At 71.0% G+C, this 20088-nt stretch carries 16 protein-coding genes and 1 pseudogene; 6 read left to right on the top strand and 11 right to left on the bottom strand.

The window, feature by feature from the left end:
• Nucleotides 1-21: 21 nt before the first annotated feature.
• The 7 genes from AB0J67_RS03140 to AB0J67_RS03110 form a co-directional block, all read right to left on the bottom strand.
• Entirely contained in the window at nt 22-1284 is a 1263-nt protein-coding gene (locus AB0J67_RS03140; RefSeq protein ID WP_363475658.1) for a saccharopine dehydrogenase C-terminal domain-containing protein, read from the bottom strand.
• Between the two features lie 105 nt (nt 1285-1389).
• The gene (locus AB0J67_RS03135; protein ID WP_363475656.1) at nt 1390-2817 is read right to left on the bottom strand and encodes an FAD-dependent oxidoreductase; all 1428 of its coding nucleotides are present in this window, start codon (nt 2815-2817) and stop codon (nt 1390-1392) included.
• Nucleotides 2818-2975: 158 nt separating this feature from the next.
• The gene (locus AB0J67_RS03130; RefSeq protein ID WP_363475654.1) at nt 2976-3809 is read right to left on the bottom strand and encodes an ABC transporter permease; all 834 of its coding nucleotides are present in this window, start codon (nt 3807-3809) and stop codon (nt 2976-2978) included.
• Complete coding sequence (locus AB0J67_RS03125) at nt 3809-4732, bottom strand: ABC transporter permease (protein WP_363475653.1); 924 nt, start codon at nt 4730-4732, stop codon at nt 3809-3811. Before AB0J67_RS03125 ends, AB0J67_RS03130 begins: the two co-directional genes overlap by 1 nt.
• A gap of 1 nt (nt 4733) precedes the next feature.
• Nucleotides 4734-5825 (bottom strand): ABC transporter ATP-binding protein, encoded by a 1092-nt coding sequence (locus AB0J67_RS03120; protein WP_363475651.1) that lies wholly within the window; start codon nt 5823-5825, stop codon nt 4734-4736.
• A gap of 4 nt (nt 5826-5829) precedes the next feature.
• Nucleotides 5830-7017, bottom strand: a complete 1188-nt coding sequence (locus AB0J67_RS03115; protein ID WP_363475649.1) for a spermidine/putrescine ABC transporter substrate-binding protein — start codon at nt 7015-7017, stop codon at nt 5830-5832.
• Nucleotides 7018-7117: 100 nt separating this feature from the next.
• On the bottom strand, nt 7118-8602 hold the full coding sequence (locus tag AB0J67_RS03110; protein WP_363475647.1) for a gamma-aminobutyraldehyde dehydrogenase: 1485 nt from the start codon (nt 8600-8602) through the stop codon (nt 7118-7120).
• A 280-nt stretch (nt 8603-8882) separates the two neighbouring features.
• Between AB0J67_RS03110 and AB0J67_RS03105 the strand changes: the two genes are divergently transcribed.
• Nucleotides 8883-9389 carry an Lrp/AsnC family transcriptional regulator gene (locus tag AB0J67_RS03105; protein ID WP_363475702.1) on the top strand — a complete coding sequence of 169 codons (507 nt, stop codon included), beginning with the start codon at nt 8883-8885 and terminating at the stop codon, nt 9387-9389.
• A gap of 96 nt (nt 9390-9485) precedes the next feature.
• Here AB0J67_RS03105 and AB0J67_RS03100 read toward each other — a convergent pair whose 3' ends face one another.
• Nucleotides 9486-10721: a spermidine/putrescine ABC transporter substrate-binding protein gene (locus AB0J67_RS03100; protein WP_363475645.1), complete on the bottom strand. Its 1236-nt coding sequence runs from the start codon at nt 10719-10721 to the stop codon at nt 9486-9488.
• A gap of 294 nt (nt 10722-11015) precedes the next feature.
• Here AB0J67_RS03100 and AB0J67_RS03095 point away from each other — a divergent pair, with 294 nt between their 5' ends.
• Entirely contained in the window at nt 11016-12362 is a 1347-nt protein-coding gene (locus tag AB0J67_RS03095) for an aspartate aminotransferase family protein (protein WP_363475644.1), read from the top strand.
• Nucleotides 12359-13702: an FAD-binding oxidoreductase gene (locus tag AB0J67_RS03090; RefSeq protein WP_363475643.1), complete on the top strand. Its 1344-nt coding sequence runs from the start codon at nt 12359-12361 to the stop codon at nt 13700-13702. Before AB0J67_RS03095 ends, AB0J67_RS03090 begins: the two co-directional genes overlap by 4 nt.
• A 243-nt stretch (nt 13703-13945) precedes the next feature.
• On the opposite strand, the gene AB0J67_RS03085 is transcribed toward AB0J67_RS03090, so the two are convergent.
• Complete coding sequence (locus AB0J67_RS03085; RefSeq protein ID WP_363475641.1) at nt 13946-14305, bottom strand: DUF3499 domain-containing protein; 360 nt, start codon at nt 14303-14305, stop codon at nt 13946-13948.
• A gap of 120 nt (nt 14306-14425) precedes the next feature.
• Here AB0J67_RS03085 and AB0J67_RS03080 point away from each other — a divergent pair, with 120 nt between their 5' ends.
• Nucleotides 14426-14872 carry a metallopeptidase family protein gene (locus tag AB0J67_RS03080; protein ID WP_363475639.1) on the top strand — a complete coding sequence of 149 codons (447 nt, stop codon included), beginning with the start codon at nt 14426-14428 and terminating at the stop codon, nt 14870-14872.
• Between the two features lie 109 nt (nt 14873-14981).
• On the opposite strand, the gene AB0J67_RS03075 is transcribed toward AB0J67_RS03080, so the two are convergent.
• Nucleotides 14982-15239, bottom strand: a complete 258-nt coding sequence (locus tag AB0J67_RS03075; protein ID WP_203755039.1) for a WhiB family transcriptional regulator — start codon at nt 15237-15239, stop codon at nt 14982-14984.
• A gap of 320 nt (nt 15240-15559) precedes the next feature.
• Nucleotides 15560-18067, bottom strand: coding sequence for a bifunctional FO biosynthesis protein CofGH (locus tag AB0J67_RS03070; protein ID WP_363475637.1), 2508 nt, complete (start codon nt 18065-18067; stop codon nt 15560-15562).
• Between the two features lie 58 nt (nt 18068-18125).
• Here AB0J67_RS03070 and cofD point away from each other — a divergent pair, with 58 nt between their 5' ends.
• Nucleotides 18126-19085, top strand: a complete 960-nt coding sequence (gene cofD / locus AB0J67_RS03065; RefSeq protein WP_363475635.1) for a 2-phospho-L-lactate transferase — start codon at nt 18126-18128, stop codon at nt 19083-19085.
• A 37-nt stretch (nt 19086-19122) separates the two neighbouring features.
• A pseudogene (locus tag AB0J67_RS03060) lies at nt 19123-19863 on the top strand (coenzyme F420-0:L-glutamate ligase); the annotation flags it as partial.
• Nucleotides 19864-20088: the final 225 nt, after the last annotated feature.

The following is a 20088-nucleotide window of genomic DNA, read 5'->3' as shown; positions in this document are numbered from 1 at the left end:
AGTAGGCCACGACGGCACCTGTCAGGCGGGGATCTGCTCGCGGGCCGGCTGGGTCACCGCCCGGAACGGCTGCTGGTCGCGCATGCCCCAGGGCGAGCCGTACGCGGTCAGCAGGTCCAGGAACGGCACCGGGTCCAGCGCCTCGGGGCCGAGCACCCCGACGCCCTGCCACACGCCCCCGGCGAGCAGCTCCAGCGCGACCACGGGGTTCACCGCGGTCTGCCACACCACCGCCTGGTGGCCGTACTCGCGCATGGACCACTCGTTGTCGACGACGTGGTAGAGGTACATCTCCTTGGGCGCGCCGTCCAGGCCCCTGCCCTTGACCCAGGTGCCGGCGCAGGTCTTGCCCTTCATGCGGGAGCCCAGCGTGGCCGGGTCCGGCAGCTGGGCGGCCAGCACGTCCCGCGGTGACACCATGACCTGCGACTTGCCGCCGCCGATGGCGACCGGCCTGGTGGAGTCGAGGCCGAGCTTGTGCACCGTCTTCAGGATCTCGATGAACTCGGTGCCGAGGCCGTACTTGAAGGTCACCCGCCTGGCGTCGACCCAGCGCGGGATGAGCAGCACCTCCTCGTGCTCCACGTTGACGCACTCGACGGGGCCGATGCCCTCCGGGAAGTCGAACACCTCGGGCTCGCTGAACGGGGCGGTGGTGAACCAGCCGCGCTCGCGCTCCCAGACGATCGGCGGGTTGAGGCACTCCTCGATGGTGGTCCAGATGGAGAACGACGGGGCGAAGTCGAAGCCCTCGACGGTGATGTTGGAGCCGTCGCGCACCCCGATCTCGTCGATCTCGGAGAACAGGCGGTCGGCGGCGTACCGGGCGAAGATGTCGGACAGGCCGGGTTCCACCCCGATGCCGACCAGGGCCAGCCGCTGCGCGGCCGCCCAGGCGACGGCCTTGCCGAACTGCTCGTCGCCGAGCATCACCCCGGTCTTGGCGTACGGCTCGGTCGGGTGCGGGCGCGACAGCGACATGGCCATGTCGAGGTAGTCCGCGCCGGCGTCGAACGCGCCGTCGAAGATGGGCATCACGAAACGGGGATCGACCGCGTTCAGCACGTGCGTGATGCCGTGCGTGCGGCACAGCTCGGCGACGTCGCCGGGGCGCGAGGCGTCGAGCCTGGCCGCGAGGAAGCGGTCGTCGAGCCCGGAGACGGCGCGCCGGGCCCGCTCCAGGGAGTAGTCGGCCACGACCATGAGCTGGAAGAAGTCACGGCGAGCGGCGATGGCGGCTGCTGCACTGCCGACGCCACCAGCGCCGACCAGCAGGATGCGCATAAAGGTCCCTTCAACGTCGTGGCGACAATCGCCACGAATGGTGCATTCAAGGTTTGTGGTTCTCCCGCGTCCCCGGCGCGGCGCCGGGGGCGGCGGGACGGGGTGTCAGGAGTCGAAGCCGAGACCGGCGTGGTCCAGCGTGCGCAGCCAGAGGTTGCGCCTGCCCTGGTGTTCGTCGGCGCGCGCCAGCGACCAGCGGGTGAGCTGGATGCCGAGCGAGCGCAGCGGTTCCGGCGGCAGCGGCCAGGGCGTGGACCGTACGAAGTCCAGCCCGGTGCGCTCCGTCTTCGCGCCGGCCAGGTGGTCGAGCATCACCTGCGCACCGAAACGGGTCGCCCCGACGCCCAGCCCGGTGTAGCCGGCCGCGTAGGCCAGCCGGCCGTCGAAGGCCGTGCCGAAGAAGGCGCAGAACCGGGTGCAGGTGTCGATCACCCCGCCCCAGCTGTGGGTGAACCTCAGGCCCTCCAGCTGCGGGAACGTGGTGAAGAAGTGCTCGGCCAGCCGGGTGAAGGTGGCTTCCCGCTGTTCGAGGGTCGGCGCGATCCGGTTGCCGAAGTGGTAGATCGCGTCGTAGCCGCCGAACAGGATCCGGTTGTCCGCCGTGAGCCGGTAGTAGTGGAACTGGTTCGCCGAATCGCCCAGCCCCTGCCGGTGGCGCCAGCCCAGCGCACCCAGCTGCTCCGTGGTGAGCGGCTCGGTCATCAGGGCGTAGTCGTACACCGGGATCAGGTAGCGCTTGAGCTTGCGCAACAGCGGGCGCGCACCTGGGATGCTCAGCGCGCTGGTCGCCAGCGCCACCCGGGACGCCCGCACCTCGCCGTGCGGCGTGCGCAGGGTGAGCCCGTCGCGCCCGCTGCTCAGCCCGAGGACGGGGGTGCCCTCGTAGATGCGCACGCCCAGCGACAGGCACGCCTGCCGCAGGCCCCAGGCCAGCTTCGCCGGGTCGACCATGGCCACCCGGTCGCGGTCCCACCAGCCGCCCAGGTAGGTGGGCGAGTCGACCTCGGCCCGCACCTGGTCGCGGTCGAACACCTCGGCGCGGTAACCCATCGACCGGGTCAGCTCCGCCGACTCGTGCAGCCAGTCCAGCTGGTACGCGGAGGTGGCCACCTCCAGCTCACCGGTGCGCTCGAAGTCGCAGTCGATGGCATACCGGCCCAGCGTGTCCTCGATCTGGTCGAGGTTCTCCCGGCCGAGCCGTTCCAGCTCGGTGATCTCGTCCGGGAAGCGGTCCACCCCGTTGGCGAGCCCGTGGGTCAGGCTCGCGGAGCAGAAGCCGCCGTTGCGTCCGGAGGCGGCGTGGCCGCACACCCCCGACTCGAGCAGGACCACGTCGGCCGACGGGTCGCGCTCCTTGGCCAGCAGGGCCGTCCACAGGCCGCTGTAGCCGCCCCCGATCACCGCCAGCTGCGCGGTGGTCGCGCTGGTCAGCGGGGGTACGGGTGCCGGCCGCTCGGGCCGGTCCGTCCAGTACGGCGTCGGCGACGCATCCGCAAGCGCCGACGCCCACAGTTTTGATCCTTTGGCCCGCATGAGCCGATCTCCTCCTTCTACAACCGGGGAGCGAGTTTGACGCTCCTTTTTCCTGATTAATCCCCGAATAAACGGAAAGTCCGGGGATGCCAAACGGCCGCCGAGCCGGCACCTCCACGAATCAGGGCGTGGAGGCCGGTCGGCGGCCGTTCAGAGAATTAGGAAGTCGCCGCGCGGCGGGCGGAGCGGCGGCGGTTGCGCAGCTGGCCCGCGATGACGAACGCGAACGAGATCAGGAACATGGCACTGGCGATGGCGTTGACCTGCGGCGGGATGCCGCGCAGGTTGGACCCCCAGATGAACATCGGGAAGGTCTCGTAGCCGCTGGTGCCGGTCACGAAGTTCGTGATGATGAAGTCGTCGAAGCTGAGCGAGAACGCCAGCAGCGCCGCCGCCACGATGCCGGGCAGCACGAGCGGCAGGATGACCAGACGGAACGCCTGCCACGGCGTCGCGTACAGGTCCATCGCCGCCTCCTGCAGCCTCGGATCGAGCCCGGCCAGCCGTGCCTTCACGGTGACCACCACAAACGATATGCAGAACATGACATGCGCGATGAGGATCGTCAAGAAGCCCAGCGGCACCTGCCACCCTATGAACAGGGTCAACAACGAGGTGCCCATCACGATTTCCGGCGTCGCCATCGGCAGGAAGATCAGCGTGTTCGTGCCCGAACGCCCCAGGAACCGGTAGCGGACCAGGGCGAACGAGATCAGGGTGCCCAGGATCGTCGAGATCAGTGTCGCACCGAACCCGATGTAGATGCTGCGCATCAGGGAGTCGCAGATCCCGGCCGCGCCGCAGATGTCGGTCCAGTTGTTCCAGGTGAAGTCGAACGTCTGGAAGTCGAGCACGTACGTGGTGTTGCGGCTGCCCGGCTGGTTGAACGACAGCAGCAGCACCACCGCGATCGGGACGAACAGGTACAGCAGGATCAGCAGCCCCACCAGCAGCACCCACTTGTCGGCGATCCAGCGCCACAACGCGTGCATCAGACCACCTCGTCCGTTCCCGCGGTGCTGACGTACACCGTCACCAGCACCAGGATCGTCACCATCAGCATCACCGACAGCGCCGACGCGATCGGGTAGTCGTTGACCACCAGGAACCGCGACTGGATCACGCTGCCGATCATCTGGGTGTTGGGCCCGCCCAGCAGGTTGGCGTTGACGTAGTCGCCCGCCGCCGGGATGAAGGTGAGCAGCGTGCCCGCCACCACGCCCGGCAGGGACAGCGGCAGCGTCACGCGCAGGAAGCTGCGCACCGGCCCGTGGTAGAGGTCGCGGGCGGCCTCCAGCAGCCGCACGTCCAGCTTGTCCAGGCTGGCGTACAGCGGCAGCACCATGAACGGCAGGAAGTTGTAGACCAGGCCCGCGATCACCGCGAACTCGGTCGCCAGCAGCCTGCCGTCCGGCCCGAGCAGGTGCGCCCACTTCAGGAAGTCGACTACCGGCCCGCTGTCGGACAGGATCGCCTTCCAGGAGTAGGTGCGCACCAGGTAGCTGGTGAAGAACGGCGCGATCACGCCGACCAGCATCAGGTTCTTCCAGCGCCCGCCCTTGACCGCGATGGCGTACGCCAGCGGGTAGCCCAGCAGCAGGCACACCGCCGTGGTGATCAGCGCGTACCACAGCGAGCGCAGGAACTGCACGTGGAACATCTGCCACGCGTCGGCGTAGTTGCTCCACGACCAGTCGAACACGTACCCGGTCTCCACCGACCCGGCCGGGTTCCACAGGCTCGCCATGAACAGCTGGACGACCGGGTAGGCGAAGAACACGGCCAGCCAGAGCAGGCCGGGGGCGAGCAGCGCGTACGGGATCCAGCGCCGCCGCCGCATCCCGGCCGGCGGTTCGACCGGGACCTCCGCGGCGACGGCGCCGGTGCCCGACGCGGTGGGCAGGAGGGCCGCCACGTCAGCTCCCCACGAGGAAGGAGTGCGCGGGCAGCCAGTGCACCGCCACCTCGGCGCCCGGCGCGGCCGGGTCGGCCAGGCCCGAGTTCGGCACGAACACGGTCAGCTCACTGCCCCACGGCGCGCGCACCAGGTACTGCGTGGAGACGCCGGTGAACGAGGTGTCGGTGATGACGCCGCGCACCGCGGCGTGGCCCGAGGGCACCGCGTCCAGCCCGTCGCACAGGTGCAGCTTCTCCGGGCGTACGCCCAGCAGGGCGCTGCCCGAGGTGACCCGGCACCGGGTCGCGGGCAGCGCCAGCCGGTTGCCGTGCGCGTCGACCGTGACGTCGCCGTTCGCGTGCCCGGTCACCTCCGCCGGGATCAGGTTGGACTGGCCGAGGAAGTTGGCCACGAAGGCCGAGGCGGGGAACTCGTACATCTCGGCGGGCGCGCCGAGCTGCTCGATGCGGCCCGCCTGCATCACCGCGACCGTGTCGGCCATGGTCATGGCCTCCTCCTGGTCGTGGGTGACGTGCACGAACGTGATGCCGACCTCGGTCTGGATGCGCTTGAGCTCGATCTGCATCTGCCGGCGCAGCTTCAGGTCGAGCGCGCCGAGCGGCTCGTCGAGCAGCAGCACCTCGGGGTTGTTGACCAGGGCCCGGGCCAGCGCCACCCGCTGCTGCTGCCCGCCGGACAGCTGCGCCGGGCGGCGCGACCCGTACCCGCCGAGCTGGACCAGGTCGAGCATCGCGGCGACCTTGCGGTCGGCGTCCTTGCGGCTCACACCCTTGCGCCGCAGCCCGAACGCCACGTTGTCGGCGACGCTCAGGTGCGGGAACAGCGCGTAGCTCTGGAACACCGTGTTGACCGGCCGCTTGTAGGGGCGCATCCGGGTGATGTCCAGGCCGCCGAGCGTGATCCGCCCGGCGGTCGGCTCCTCCAGGCCCGCCACCATCCGCAGCGTGGTGGTCTTGCCGCAGCCCGACGCACCCAGCAGCGCGAAGAACGAGCCGTCCGGGATGGTCAGGGTGAGGTCGTCGACGGCGCGGAAGCCGCCGAACGTCTTGGTGACGTTCTCCAGCCGGAGATCCTGGTGCTGCCCCTTCACTCGCTCACGCCCCGATCGCAGCCTGGAACTTGCCCTGGTACTCCTTCTCCTGCGCCTCGGTCAGCGGCATGAAGATCTTGGTCTTCGCCTGCATCGCGGCGTCGGGGAAGATGAGCGGGTTCTCGGCCAGCTCGGGGTCGATGTCCTTCATCGCCTCCTGGGCGCCGGCCACCGGGCACACGTAGTTGACGAACGCGGCCAGCTCGGCGGCGACCTTCGGGTCGTAGTAGTAGTCGATCAGCGCCTGGGCGTTGCTCGCGTGCGTGGCGGTGACCGGGATCAGCATGTTGTCGCTCCAGAGCATCATGCCCTCGTCCGGCGTCACCAGCTTGATCTTCGGGTTGTCGAAGCCGAGCTGGATCACGTCGCCGGACCACGCGATGCAGGCCGCGATGTCGCCCTTGGCCAGGTCCTGCACGTAGTCGTTGCCGGTGAAGCGGCGGATCTGCCCCGAGGACACCCCGCCCTTCAGCTTCTCCAGCGCGGCGTCGAAGTCGGCGGAGGTGAAGTTGCCCGGGTCCTTGCCGATCGACAGCAGCATGAAGCCCATGGTGTCGTGCATCTCGGTCAGGAAGGTGACCTTGCCCTTCAGGTCCGGGCGGGTCAGCAGCTCGTCGACCGTGCGCACCTCCTTGGTCACCCCGGTGTTGACGCCGATGCCGGTCAGGCCGGACTGCCACGGCGCGGCGTACTCCATGTTGGGGTCGAACTGGCGGCCGCGCAGCGACGGGGCGAGGTTCTTGGCGAAGGTGGCGACCTTGTCCGCGGCGAACTTCTGCGCGAACCCGTTGCGGATGAACGTGGCCGCCATCCAGTCGGTGAAGACCACGATGTCGCGGTTGATCGTCTGGCAGGCCGCGAGCTGCTGGCGGATCTTGCCGTAGAAGTCGTTGTTGTCGTTGATGTCGGCCGTGTACTCCACGTCGATGCCGGTCTTCGCCTTGAACGCGACCAGCGTCGGCCGGAGCTCCGGGTTCTTCTCGTCCTCGTCGATGTACTCCGGCCAGTTGGAGAAGAGCACCTTGCGCTCGGTCGCCGACAGGTCCTGGGTGGTGCACTTCGGCCCGGCGGCCTGCCCGCCGTTGCCGTTGCCGTTGGTGCCCTGGGTGCCGCACGCGGCCAGCGCGCCGCCGGCCACCGCGAACGCTCCGGCGGCGAGGGTCCCGCGCAGCACGTTCCGGCGTGACGGCATCGCCGCCAGGAGGGCCTGGGCCGGCGGGGAGAGTGGTATGCGACGAGCCATCGGATGTTCCTTCACTGCCGGAGGGGTTGACAGGCGCGTTATCACTTACTTACTGGCTGAAGACGGTGCGGTGCCACGGCTTGGCGGCCACCGCCGTGCGGTCGTACATCACGTGCTTGATCTGCGTGTACTCGTCGAACGAGTACGTGGACATGTCCTTTCCGAAGCCGGAGCGACGGTAACCCCCGTGTGGCATCTCGCTGATGATCGGGATGTGGTCGTTGACCCACACACACCCGGCGCGCAGCTCGCGCGTGCCCCGCAGCGACCGGTGGACGTCGCGCGTCCACACGCTCGCCGCCAGGCCGTACGGCGTGTCGTTGGCCAGGGCCACACCCTCATCATCGGCATCGAAAGGTAGCGCGACCAGCACCGGGCCGAACACCTCCCGCTGCACGACCTCGCTGTCCTGGGCGGCGTCGACGATCAGCGTCGGCGCGTAGAACGCACCGTGCGCCAGCCCGTCGGGCACCCGCCCGCCGGCCACGATCTTGGCACCCGCCGCGCGGGCCCGGTCCACGAACCCCGCCACCCGGTCGCGTTGAGCCATGCTGACCAGCGGGCCGATGTCGGTCGCCGGATCGCGCGGGTCGCCGGGGCGCACCCCCTCGAACAGCTCGGCCACCCGGGCGACGAACCGGTCGTAGAGCGGGCGCTGCACGTAGGCGCGGGTGGCGGCGGTGCAGTCCTGCCCGCTGTTGATCAGCGAGCCGGCCACCGCGCCCTGCGCCGCGGCCTCCACGTCGGCGTCGTCGAACACCAGGAACGGCGCCTTGCCGCCCAGCTCCAGGTGCACCCGCTTGACCGCGCCCGCGGCGGTCGCGCCGACCTGGCGGCCGACCTCGGTCGAGCCGGTGAAGCTGACCATGTCGACGTCCGGGTGGGCGACCAGGGCCGCGCCCGCCACCGCGCCGCGGCCGGTCACCACGTTCACCACGCCCGGCGGGATGCCCGCGTCCAGGCAGGCCTGGGCGAACATGACGCTGGTCAGCGGGGTCAGCTCGGCGGGCTTGAGCACGACGGTGTTGCCCGCGGCGATCGCGGGCAGGATCTTCCAGGCCGCCATCTGCAGCGGGTAGTTCCACGGCGAGATCGAGCCGACCACGCCGACCGCCTCGCGGCGCACGTAGCTGGTGTGGTCGCCGGAGTACTCCCCCGCTGCCTTGCCCGACAGGTCCCGGGCCGCACCGGCGAAGAAGGCGGTGTTGTCGATCGTGCCGGGCACGTCGAACTCGGTCGCCAGGCGCACCGGCTTGCCGGTCTGCGCCACCTCCGCCGCGACGAACTCCGCGGCCCGCTCGGCGAGGATGCCGGCGAGGCGGTGCAGGGCGGCGGAGCGCTCGCCGGGCGTCGCGCCGGACCAGCCGTCGAAGGCGCCCCGCGCGGCGGCCACGGCCGCGTCGACGTCATCCCGGCCGGCGAGCCCGTACGTCGCGACGGTGGTGCCGTCAGCCGGGTTGACCACCGAGAAGCGCTCGCCCGACGTCCCGTCGGCGGTCCGTTCACCGATCAGATTCGGCGAGAAGCCGGTCATGTCGCCCCCTCTGTCGGCTGGTTGACAACCTGCGGCGCGACGATCCTGACATGACGTGCGCCACATGACAAGGGATTCCGTGGCGAATTAGGGAGCGGGCTACGGATTCCGGCAGCGAATATCGCGACTCGATGTCGTTTCCGTTACAAGGACGTCCACCAAGTGTCGGAATCGTCTGCCTCGTAGCGATACGATGCCCGGGTCGGGTCCCCACCCCTGGTCGATCCCTCCCTCTGACACGCCGCAGGAGGCCTCATTGCCGACGCCCGCCGAACCAGCCGTGCCGCGCGCCGCCATCCGCCGTCACCCTCAACTGAACCATGCCAACCATGCGCTGCTCGACGACATCGCCAAGCAGATCATCGAGCAACTGCAGGAAGACGGCCGGCGACCGTACGCGACCATCGGCCGGGCGGTCGGCCTCAGCGAGGCGGCGGTCCGGCAGCGCGTGCAACGGCTCATCGACGCGGGCGTCATGCAGATCGTGGCGGTCACCGACCCGCTCCAGCTCGGACTCGGCCGGCAGGCGATGATCGGCGTCAAGACCACGGGTGACCTGGAGGGCATCGCCGACGCGATCGCCGCCATCGACGAGGTCGACTACGTGGTCATCACCGCGGGGTCGTACGACCTGCTCCTGGAGGCCGTCTGCCGCAACGACGACCACCTGCTGGAGATCCTGCACGAGGTGCGCGCCGTCCAGGGCGTCATCGGCGCCGAGGTCTTCGTGTACCTGAAACTGCGCAAGCAGACCTACTCCTGGGGCACCGGCACCAGCACCGCCTGACCGGCCCCCGTTTTTGCATAGACGTTGGCCTATCTGGATGAAGTCGATCTACAAAAAGTCATCCCGATAGGCCAACGTCTATAGAAAACCCGGGCGTCAGACACCCATGACGGCGGAGAACTTCGCCTGGTACTCGCGCTCCTCGGCCTCGTTCAGCGGCGCGAAGGCCTTCACGTTCGCCAGCATCGCGTCGTCCGGGAAGATCAGCTTGCTCTCGGCCAGCTCGGGGTCGATCTTGGCCATCTCCTCCTGGGCGCCGGCCACCGGGCAGACGTAGTTGACCCAGGCGGCGAGCTCGGCGGCGACCTTCGGGTCGTAGTAGTGGTCGAGCAGCGTCATCGCGTTGGCCGCGTGCGTCGCGGTCGTCGGGATCACCGCCGCGTCCGACCAGATCAGCAGGCCCTCGTCCGGCGTCACGAACTTGATCTTCTCGTCGTTGAAGCCGAGCTGGATCGCGTCGCCGGACCAGGCGACCGCCGCCGCGACATCACCCTTGGCCAGGTCCTGGACGTACTCGTTGCCGGTGAACCGGCGGATCTGCCCGGACTCGACGGCCTTGCGCAGCTTCTCCAGCGCGGCGTCGAAGTCCTCCGGCGTGAAGTCCGCCGGGTTCTTGCCCAGCGACGCGATGAGCAGGCCCATCGTGTCGGGCATCTCCATCGGCACGGTCACCCGGCCCTTGAGGTCGGGGCGGGTGAGCAGCTCGTCGATGGTGCGCACCTCCTTGGCCACCCGGGTGTTGACCGCGATGCCGGTCAGGCCGGACTGCCACGGCACCGCGTAGCGCAGCTCGGTGTCGTACGGGCGCGCCTTCAGCGAGGGCAGCAGGTTGCGGTGGTAGTTGGCCATCTTCGCCGCGTCGAGCGGCTGGGCGAAGCCGTGCCGGAGGAACTTGTTGACCATCCAGTCGGAGAACACCACGATGTCGCGGCCGATGGTCTGGCATCCCGCGAGCTGCGTGCGGATCTTGCCGAAGTACTCGTTGTTGTCGTTGATGTCCTCGGTGTACGCCACCGTCAGCCCGGTCTTCGCCTGGAAGGCGGCCAGGGTGGGATGGCGCGACGAGTCGTTCTCGTCGACGTCGAGGTACTGCGTCCAGTTGGAGAAGGCGACCGTGCGCTCGGTCGCCGAGACGTCCGGGGTGACGCAGGCGGCGGCGCTGGTGGCAGCGGTGCCGGGCACGCCCTTGGCGCCGCAGGCGGTCATCACGGCACCGGTCGCGGCGACGGCTCCGCCGGCCAGGGCTCCCTTGAGCACGCGCCGCCGGGACGGGCTGGCGGCGGTAGCGGCGAGCAGGGCACGGGCCGGGGTCGACAGGGAACGAGCGCGCAATCGAGGCACCTCTCGGCGGGTGGGCGGCGTTGACCCACGGGTCGGGCGGGCGACCCGCAATTGTGCCCAAAACCGCCCGCCACCTGCCTGCTCGGGTGCGGCACCTCACAAATCGCCCGCCCCGCCCGCAAGCGCCCCATCGGCTCGCTTACCGCCCCGACCTGACTACGAAATCCGTAGGTCATATGCGAAAATACTGTTGAGAGGGTTGCCGTATCTCGAAGACGTATGCGATAACCGTAGGCATCTGAACCGTAGGCACTGCCGCAACGTACGGATGAGTGAGGCCTCACGATGGGCAAGGAAACCGATCACCTCTGGATGCACTTCACCCGCATGGCCGCCTACCGTGACGGCGACGTGCCGACGATCGTGCGAGGTGAGGGCGCGTACGTCTGGGACAGCAAGGGCAGGCGCTACCTCGACGGCCTCGCCGGCCTGTTCACGGTCAACGTCGGCCACGGCCGCTCCGAGCTGGCCGAGGCCGCCGCCAAGCAGGCGCACGAGCTGGCCTACTTTCCGCTGTGGTCGTACGCCCATCCGAAGGCGATCGAGCTGGCGGACCGGGTCGCGGGCCTGACCCCCGGGGATCTGAACCGGGTCTTCTTCACCACCGGCGGCTCCGAGGCGGTGGAGAGCGCCTGGAAGCTGGCCCGGTCCTACTTCAAAAAGGTGGGCCAGCCGCTGCGGCACAAGGTGGTCAGCCGCTACCTCGCCTACCACGGCACCTCGCTGGGCGCGCTGTCGATCACCGGCGTGCCGGCGTTCCGCGCCGAGTTCGAGCCGCTGGTGCCCGGCGGCATCAAGGTGCCGAACACGAACTTCTACCGCGCCCCCGAGCACGGCGACGACTACGAGGCGTTCGGCGTGTGGGCCGCCGACGAGATCGCCCGCGCCATCGAGCGCGAGGGGCCGGAGACCGTCGCCGCGGTGTTCCTGGAGCCGGTGCAGAACGCGGGCGGCTGCTTCCCCGCCCCGCCCGGCTACTTCCAGCGGGTACGCGAGATCTGCGACCGCTACGGCGTGCTGCTCGTCTCCGACGAGGTGATCTGCTCCTGGGGCCGGCTCGGCGAGTACTTCGGCGCCCAGCACTACGGCTACCAGCCCGACATCATCACCACCGCCAAGGGCATGACCTCGGGATACTCCCCGCTCGGGGCGATGATCGCCAGTGACCGGCTGATCGAGCCGTTCCTGGCCGACGGGCAGATGTTCGCCCACGGCATCACCTTCGGCGGCCACCCGGTCAGCTGCGCGGTCGGCCTGGCCAACCTGGACATCTTCGAGCGGGAGAACCTCACCGCCCACGTACGCGAGCACGCGCCCGCGTTCCGGTCCACCCTGGAGAAGCTGTACGACCTGCCGATCGTCGGTGACGTGCGCGGCGAGGGCTACTTCTACGGCATCGAGCTGGTCAAGGACCGGGGCACCCGGGAGACGTTCAACGCCGAGGAGTCGGAGAAGCTCATCCGCGGCTTCCTGTCGACCGCGCTGTTCGAAGCGGGCCTCTACTGCCGCGCCGACGACCGGGGCGACCCCGTCATCCAGCTCTCCCCCGCGCTGACCTGCACCCAGGAGCAGTTCGACGAGATCGAACAGATCCTGCGCGACGTGCTCACCCGGGCCTCGTCGCTGCTGTGACCAGCCTCTGGTCGGACACCGCCGGCGCGGTCACCGCATCCGCGCGCGGGGCGCTGCCCGGCGACCTCGACGTCGACGTGGCGATCGTCGGCGCCGGGTACACGGGGCTGTGGACGGCGTACTACCTGCGCCGGGCCGACCCGGGCCTGCGGATCGCGGTCGTCGAGGCCGAGCACGTCGGGTTCGGCGCGTCCGGCCGCAACGGCGGCTGGTGCTCCGGCCTGCTGCCCGTGCCGCTGCCGAAGCTGGAGAAGCGGCACGGCCGGGCGGCCGCGATCGCGTTCCAGCAGGCGATGATCGACACCGTCGACGAGGTTGGCCGGGTCGCGGCCGCCGAGGGCGTCGACTGCCACTGGGCCAAGGGCGGCGCGCTCGGCCTGGCCCGCACCGGGGCGCAGTGGCGGGCGGCCCGGGAGGAGGCGGCGCTGGCCGCGTCGTACGGGTTCGACCTGCACCTGCTCGACCGCGCCGCGGCGCTGGACCGGTGCGGGGCGACCCGGGTGCACGGGGCGACCTGGTCCCCGCACTGCGCGGCGGTGCACCCGCTGCGCCTGGTCCGCGGGCTCGCCGCGACCGTCGAGCGGCGCGGCGTCGCGATCTTCGAGCGGACCCGGGTGCTGGAGCTCGTCCCGCGCGGCGCGGGCGATCACGGCCCGCTGCTGCGCACCGAGCGCGGGACCGTACGCGCCGGGGTCGTGGTGCGCGCGACGGAGGGGTACACGCCCACGCTGCCCGGCCACCGGCGCGACCTCGTGCCGATCTACTCCCTCATGATCGCGACCGAGCCGCTGCCGAAGGCGTTCTGGGACGAGGCCGGGCTGGACCGGCGGGAGACCTTCACCGACCACCGGCGCCTGGTGATCTACGGCCAGCGCACCGCCGACGACCGGCTCGCCTTCGGCGGGCGTGGCGCGCCGTACCACTTCGGCTCGACGGTGCGCCCCGCCTTCGACCACGAGCCCGCCGTGCACCTGGCGCTGCGCGACACCCTGATCGACCTGTTCCCCGCACTGGACGGCGCCCGGATCACCCACGCCTGGGGCGGCCCGCTCGGCATCGCCCGCGACTGGCACCCCTCGGTCGGCCTGGACCGCACCACCGGCCTGGCCTGGGCCGGCGGCTACGTCGGCGACGGCGTCGCCGCCACCAACCTGGCCGGCCGCACCCTCGCCGACCTCATCACCGGCCGCGAGTCACCCCTGACCGTCCTGCCCTGGGTCAACCACCGCTCCCGCCGCTGGGAGCCCGAACCCCTGCGCTGGCTGGGCATCAACACCGCCCTGCGCGCCGTCACCACCCTCGACACCCTCTCCCACCGGAAAGGAAGGGCACCTTCTTAACGCTATCCGTAGCGGAAGGGCACCTTCTTAACGCCGCGTGCGCGGGCCGTCGGCGCCGGGCTGCGCGTGCCTGGGCGGCGGTAGCCGGGCCTCCTCGGCCATGATCGGTGTTCTAGGTCAGGAGCTCTGGTGGGAGTGCACTTCTCGACCAGAAACAGTGATCTCCACCAGCCGCCCGCGAGGGCGGGGTTAAGAAGGGCACCTTCTACTACGCATAGCGTTAAGAAGGTGCCCTTCCTATCTTCAGTTCGGGGGGATGACGCGGAGGTGGCCGCGGCGGCCGGGGGTGGGCGGGCCGTGGGGCGGTTCCGGCGGGGCCTGCCGGGGCGCGGGGCGGGCCGCTTCGCGGACGGCCTCGGCCAGGGCGACCAGGTCGTCGGTGGTGGGCGGCGGCGGCTCGAACTCGCCGTCGTGGCGGACCAGGTCCCAGCCGCGCGGCGCGGTCAGGCTCAGCGCGTGCGGCTCGCACAGGTCGTACGTGTGCGGCTCCTGGTACGCGGCGAGCGGGCCGACCACCGCAGTGGACTCGGCATAGACATAGGTCAGCGTTGCGACCGCCTGCCGGGGGCAGCCGTTACGAGAGCAACGCCGTGGAGACCTCACGGCGTGTGACGTTAGCGCCCCGCCGGGCATCGGCTCACCCGTTGCGCCGCGACACGCCGAGGGAAGGATCACGCCCCGGTACCGGGACCCGGGACTGGCGCGCGGAGATACATTGGCGAAGTGACCAGTCCCGCCCGCCGCCGCCCGACCCTCGCCCGCCGACGCCGCGACCGCCACGGCAGGGGGATGCGGGGCCGGCTGGTGCCCGCGAGCGTGCCGCTGGCCCGGACCAAGGCCGAGGTCTTCGACGAGCTGGTGCTGGACACGGTGGAGTCGCTCGAGGCGCGGTTCGCGACCGAGCTGGCCGGGGTGGAGTTCGCGGTCGAGGACGTGCCGCCGGACCTCAACGTCTACGACTCGGACGTGCTGGAGGACGGGCGGGTGCCGCTGGCGCGGCTGCTGCCGGGACGGCCGGGCCGGCACGGGGTGCCGCCGCGGATCGTGGTCTACCGGCGCCCGCTGGAGTTCCGCGCCTCGGACCGGGACGACCTGGGCGAGCTGGTGCGCGACGTCATCGTGGAGCAGGTCGCGAACCTGCTCGGCCTCAACCCGGACGACCTGGCCTGAGGCCACGGCGGGGTCGGCACGCCGGTGTGATCTTGTAGCGAGCCGGGTCGGCGCGCGGTGGAAGCGCTGCCGGGCCGTCCCCCAACGGCCCCGGCAGCCTCCACGTATGTCAGACCGCGCGGCGCTTGAGCTTGCGGCGCTCGCGCTCGGACAGTCCACCCCAGATGCCGAAACGCTCGTCATGCGAGAGCGCGTACTCCAGGCACTCGGACTTGACCTCGCAGCGCGAGCAGATGCGCTTGGCCTCGCGGGTAGAACCACCCTTCTCGGGGAAGAACGCCTCCGGGTCAGTCTGGGAGCACAGCGCGTGCTCCTGCCACTCGGGCGCGTTGCCCAGCAGATCCGCCACGACGGGGCGACCGTCCATCTCCGCTGCCTCCTTATTGCGCGCCGGCACGCGACCGACGCAACCCCCCACCTGGAGAGCGTTTGTCCACATAGGCGGTTTTGTGGATGCCGCTACCTCCAGCCCCACGCAAAATTACACGCGTGTCGTACGTGCACCGTCAAGGTGACTCTGGTACACGTCCGGCAGGGCCGTTCGGCTCGGTCTTCACCGTCCCGCCACTGCCCTATCGATTCAGACCCGAAACCGGTGACGGCATGCCGGGCGTGTCGCGACGAAATTCTGCTGGCGTGTCGAACTTGACGGCAGGTCGCTGACTACCTTCGGACAGGAGTGAGCGGCTAGCGGACGTAACTCGTCGTCCGCTGGCGGGCGGGGCGGCCGGCGGCCGCGGCGATGGCGTGCAGCTGTTCCACCGTACGTGCCGAACCGTGCGCCGATCCGGCCATTCGGGAGATCGTCTCCTCCATGAGCGTGCCGCCGAGGTCGTTGCAGCCGCCGTTGAGCATGGCCACGGTGCCCTCGTCGCCGAGCTTCACCCAGGAGCACTGGATGTTCGGGATGCGACCGTGCAGCAGCAGCCGCGCCATGGCGTGCACCACGCGGTTCTCCCGCCACGTCGCCCCCGCGCGGGAGATGCCGGCCAGGTAGATCGGGGCGTTGGTGTGCACGAACGGCAGCGCCACGAACTCGGTGAAGCCGCCGGTGCGGTCCTGCAGCCCGGCCAGCACCCGGAAGTGGCCCAGCCAGTGCCGCGGGTGGTCGACGTGGCCGTACATCATCGTCGAGCTGGACCGGATGCCCAGCCGGTGCGCCGTCTCGACGGTCTCCACCCAGGCGGAGGTGGGCAGCTTGCCCTTGGTCAGCACCCAGCGCACCTCGTCGTCGAGGATCTCGGCGGCGGTGCCGGGGATGGTGTCCAACCCGGCCTCGCGCAGCCGCGTCAGCCAGTCCTGGACGGACACTCCGGCCTTGGCGGCCGCGGTGACGATCTCCATCGGCGAGAAGGCGTGCACGTGCATCCCCGGCACGCGCTCCTTAACCGCGCGGACCAGGTCCGGGTACACCGACACGGGCAGCTGCGGGTCGATGCCGCCCTGCACGCAGATCTCGGTGGCCCCGTCGCGCCAGGCCTCCTCGGCCCGGTCGGCGACCTGCGCCACGCTCAGCCGGTACGCGTCGGCGTCCCGCTCGCGCTGCGCGAACGCGCAGAACCGGCAGCCCACGTAGCACACGTTCGAGAAGTTGATGTTGCGGTTGACCACGTACGTGACGTCGTCGCCGACGGTGTCGCGGCGCACGTCGTCGGCGATGCGGCACAGCTCGTCCAGCGCCGCGCCGTCGGCGTGCAGCAGTGCCAGCGCCGCCTCCTCGTGCACCGGCTCCAGCAGCGCCGCCGGGTTCTCCCGCGCGATCCGCAGCCCGGCCGCGAGCGCGCCCACGCTGACCGCGGGCCCGGCGTCACGGGCGGCCGCCTCGCCGACCGCCGACCAGTCGCCGTACACCGTGTCGAAGTCGCCGCGCCGGTCCTCGGCGCGCCCTTCGGCGTCGATCTCGCGGTGCAGGTCGACGCGGCCGGTGCCGCCCTCGACCTCGGGCTCCTGCCAGGGACGGCCGGTGACGGGCGCGTCGGCGACGGCCATGCCGTCCGCGTCGGCCAGCGCCCGCACGTGCGGGTGCAGGCGCGGGTCGAGCCAGCGGTCCCCGCCGCGCACGTAGCCCGGATACACCGTCAGCCGCTCGCGCAGCTCGAACCCGGCGTCCTTGGTCAGCGCCGCCAGCTCGTCCAGGTGCGGCCAGGGGCGCTCGGGGTTCACGTGGTCCGGCGTCAGCGGCGAGACCCCGCCCCAGTCGTCGATGCCGGCCTTGACCAGCAGCTCGAACGAGGCGTCGATCAGGTTCGGCGGGGCCTGGATCCGCATGCCCGGCCCCAGCAGCAGCCGGGTCACCGCGACCGTGGCGGCCAGGTCGCGCACCGAGGCGTCGGGCGTGGAGCGCATCGCGGTGTCCGGCTTGGCCCGGAAGTTCTGCACGATGACTTCCTGCAGGTGGCCGTACTCGCGGTGGCTGCGGCGCAGCTCGAACAGCGCGTCGACCCGCTCGGCGTGCGTCTCGCCGATGCCGATCAGGATGCCCGTGGTGAACGGCACCCCCACCCGGCCCGCGTCGGCCAGCACCCGCAGCCGGACCGCCGGCTCCTTGTCCGGCGAGCCGTAGTGCGGGCCGCCCGGCTCGGACCACAGGCGCGTCGCGGTCGTCTCCAGCATCATGCCCATGCTCGGCGCCACCGGCCGCAGCCGCTGCAGCTCCGCCCAGCTCAGCACGCCCGGGTTGAGGTGCGGCAGCAGCCCGGTCTCCTCCAGCACCGCGATCGCGACCGCACGCAGGTAGTCAACCGTGGAGGCGTACCCCCGCTCGTCCAGCCAGGCCTGCGCGGCGGGCCACCGGTCCTCCGGGCGGTCGCCCAGCGTGAACAGGGCCTCCTTGCAGCCCAGCGCCGCGCCCTGCCGGGCGATCGCCAGCACCTCGTCGCGGTCCAGGTACGCCGCCGGGAGCCGGTGCGGCACCGTCGCGAACGTGCAGTAGTGACAACGGTCACGGCACAGCCTGGTCAGCGGGATGAACACCTTCTTCGAGAACGTGATCACGCCCGGCCGGCCGGCGTCGCGCAGGCCCGCGTCGCGTACCCCCGAAGCCAGGGACAGCAGCTCGTCGAAGGCCGCACCATGCGCGCTGAGCAGGGCCGTCGCCTCCGCGGCGTCCAGTGCGCGGCCCGCCGCGGCGCGCTTGAGCGCACGCGAGATCTCCGCGTCGGTGACCTTGGACTGCGCTGCGACCTCGCTGGACATGGTCGCCAGCCTACGACCCTGGCCCCGGCGTCCCACCGCGGTGCGGGAGGATGTCGCCATGCGGATCGTGGTGCTGGCAGGCGGCATCGGCGGGGCGCGCTTCCTGGCGGGGGTACGGGCGCACGCCCGCGCCACCGGCGCCGAGGTGACCGCCGTCGTGAACGTGGGCGACGACGTGTGGATGCACGGGCTGCGCATCACCCCCGACCTCGACTCGGTCATGTACACCCTGGGCGGCGGCATCGACCCCGAGCGCGGCTGGGGCCGCGCGGGCGAGACCTGGACCGTCAAGGAGGAGCTCGCGAAGTACGGCGCCGAGCCCACCTGGTTCGGCCTCGGCGACCGCGACATCGCCACCCACCTGGTCCGCACCCGCATGCTCAACGCCGGCTACCCGCTGTCCGCGGTCGTCGCGGCGCTGTGCGACCGCTGGCGGCCCGGCGTCACCCTGCTGCCCGCCACCGACGACCGCCTGGAGACCCACGTCGTCGTCACCGACGCCGAGGGCACCCGCGCCATCCACTTCCAGGAATGGTGGGTACGCCACCGCGCCGCGCTGCCCGCCGAGCAGTTCCGCTTCGTCGGCGCCGACACCGCCAAACCCGCCGCCGGGGTGCTCGACGCGCTCGCCGCCGCCGACGTCGTGCTGCTCGCCCCGAGCAACCCCGTCGTCTCCATCGCGCCGGTGCTCGCCGTCGCCGCGCTGCGCGAGGCGCTGGTCGCGGGCTCCGCGCCCGTCGTCGGCATCTCCCCGATCATCGGCGGCAGCGTGGTACGCGGCATGGCCGACAAGTGCCTCGCCGCGATCGACGTCGCGTGCACCGCCGAGGGTGTCGGCCGCCTCTACGGGGCGCGCGCCGACGGTGGCGTACTCGACGGCTGGCTCGTTGACACCGGCGACGCCGCGACCGACGTCCCCGGCGTACGCGTCGCCGCCGCGCCGCTGTGGATGACCGACGACGACGCCACCGCCGCCATGGTCCGCGCGGCACTGGAGCTGGGAGGAGCCGGAGCATGAGCGTCCACGGCCCGATGACGCGCGGCGAGGTGGCGGCATGATCGACGGGTTCACGGTGCTCGCCGTGCGGGGCATCCCGGACGTGCGGCCCGGCGACGACCTCGCCAAGCTGATCGTCGCCGCCGCGCCGTGGCTGGCCGACGGCGACATCCTCGTGGTCACCAGCAAGATCGTGTCGAAGGCCGAGGGCGCCCTGGCCGACGTGCCCGAGAGCGGCCCCGAACGCGAAGCCGCCCGCGAGCGCATCCTGCAGTCGCAGACCGCCCGCATCGTCGCCACCCGCGGCCACACCCGCATCGTGCAGACCCACCACGGCTTCGTCATGGCGTCGGCCGGCATCGACAACTCCAACGTGGAGCGCTCGCAGCTCGTCCTGCTCCCCGAGGACCCCGACCGCTCCGCCCGCGCCCTGCGCCGGACCCTGCGCGACGAGTACGGCCTCGACGTCGCCGTGATCATCAGCGACACCATGGGGCGGCCGTGGCGCAACGGGCTCACCGACGTGGCCCTCGGCTGCGCCGGCATCGAGCCGCTGCGCGACTACCGCGGCGAGACCGACCCGCACGGCAACGAGCTCCACATCACCCAGATGGCCGTCGTCGACGAGCTCGCCGCCGCCGCCGAGCTGGTCAAGGGCAAGGTCGACCGGGTGCCGGTCGCGGTCGTACGCGGCCTGCTCACGTCCACCCGCGACAGCAGCGGCGTCATCCCCACCCTGATCCGCGACGCCGAACACGACCTCTTCTCCCTCGGCACCGCCGAAGCCCGCGCCCTCGGCCGCACCGACTGACGTACTTTTTTCGGGGCGATGATCGCTGTTTTCGGTCAGAAAGTGCAGTGAGACCACAGGTTTTGACCGGAAACAGCGATCTTCGCGGCCGTGTGGCACGCGGTTATCCACAGGGGGTGGCGCTAGGGCTGCGCTGAGTAGGGTCGATCCGTTACCCTCCCCGTCAGGCGTCGCGTCCGGCCCGGTGTGGACCGTGGAGTGCCGGGGCGCCGA

This window comes from Catellatospora sp. NPDC049609, from assembly GCF_040675365.1.
Lineage (GTDB): Bacteria > Actinomycetota > Actinomycetes > Mycobacteriales > Micromonosporaceae > Catellatospora.
The sequence above is the reverse complement of the archived record's forward strand: the minus strand, read 5'-3'. Positions and strand labels throughout refer to the sequence as shown.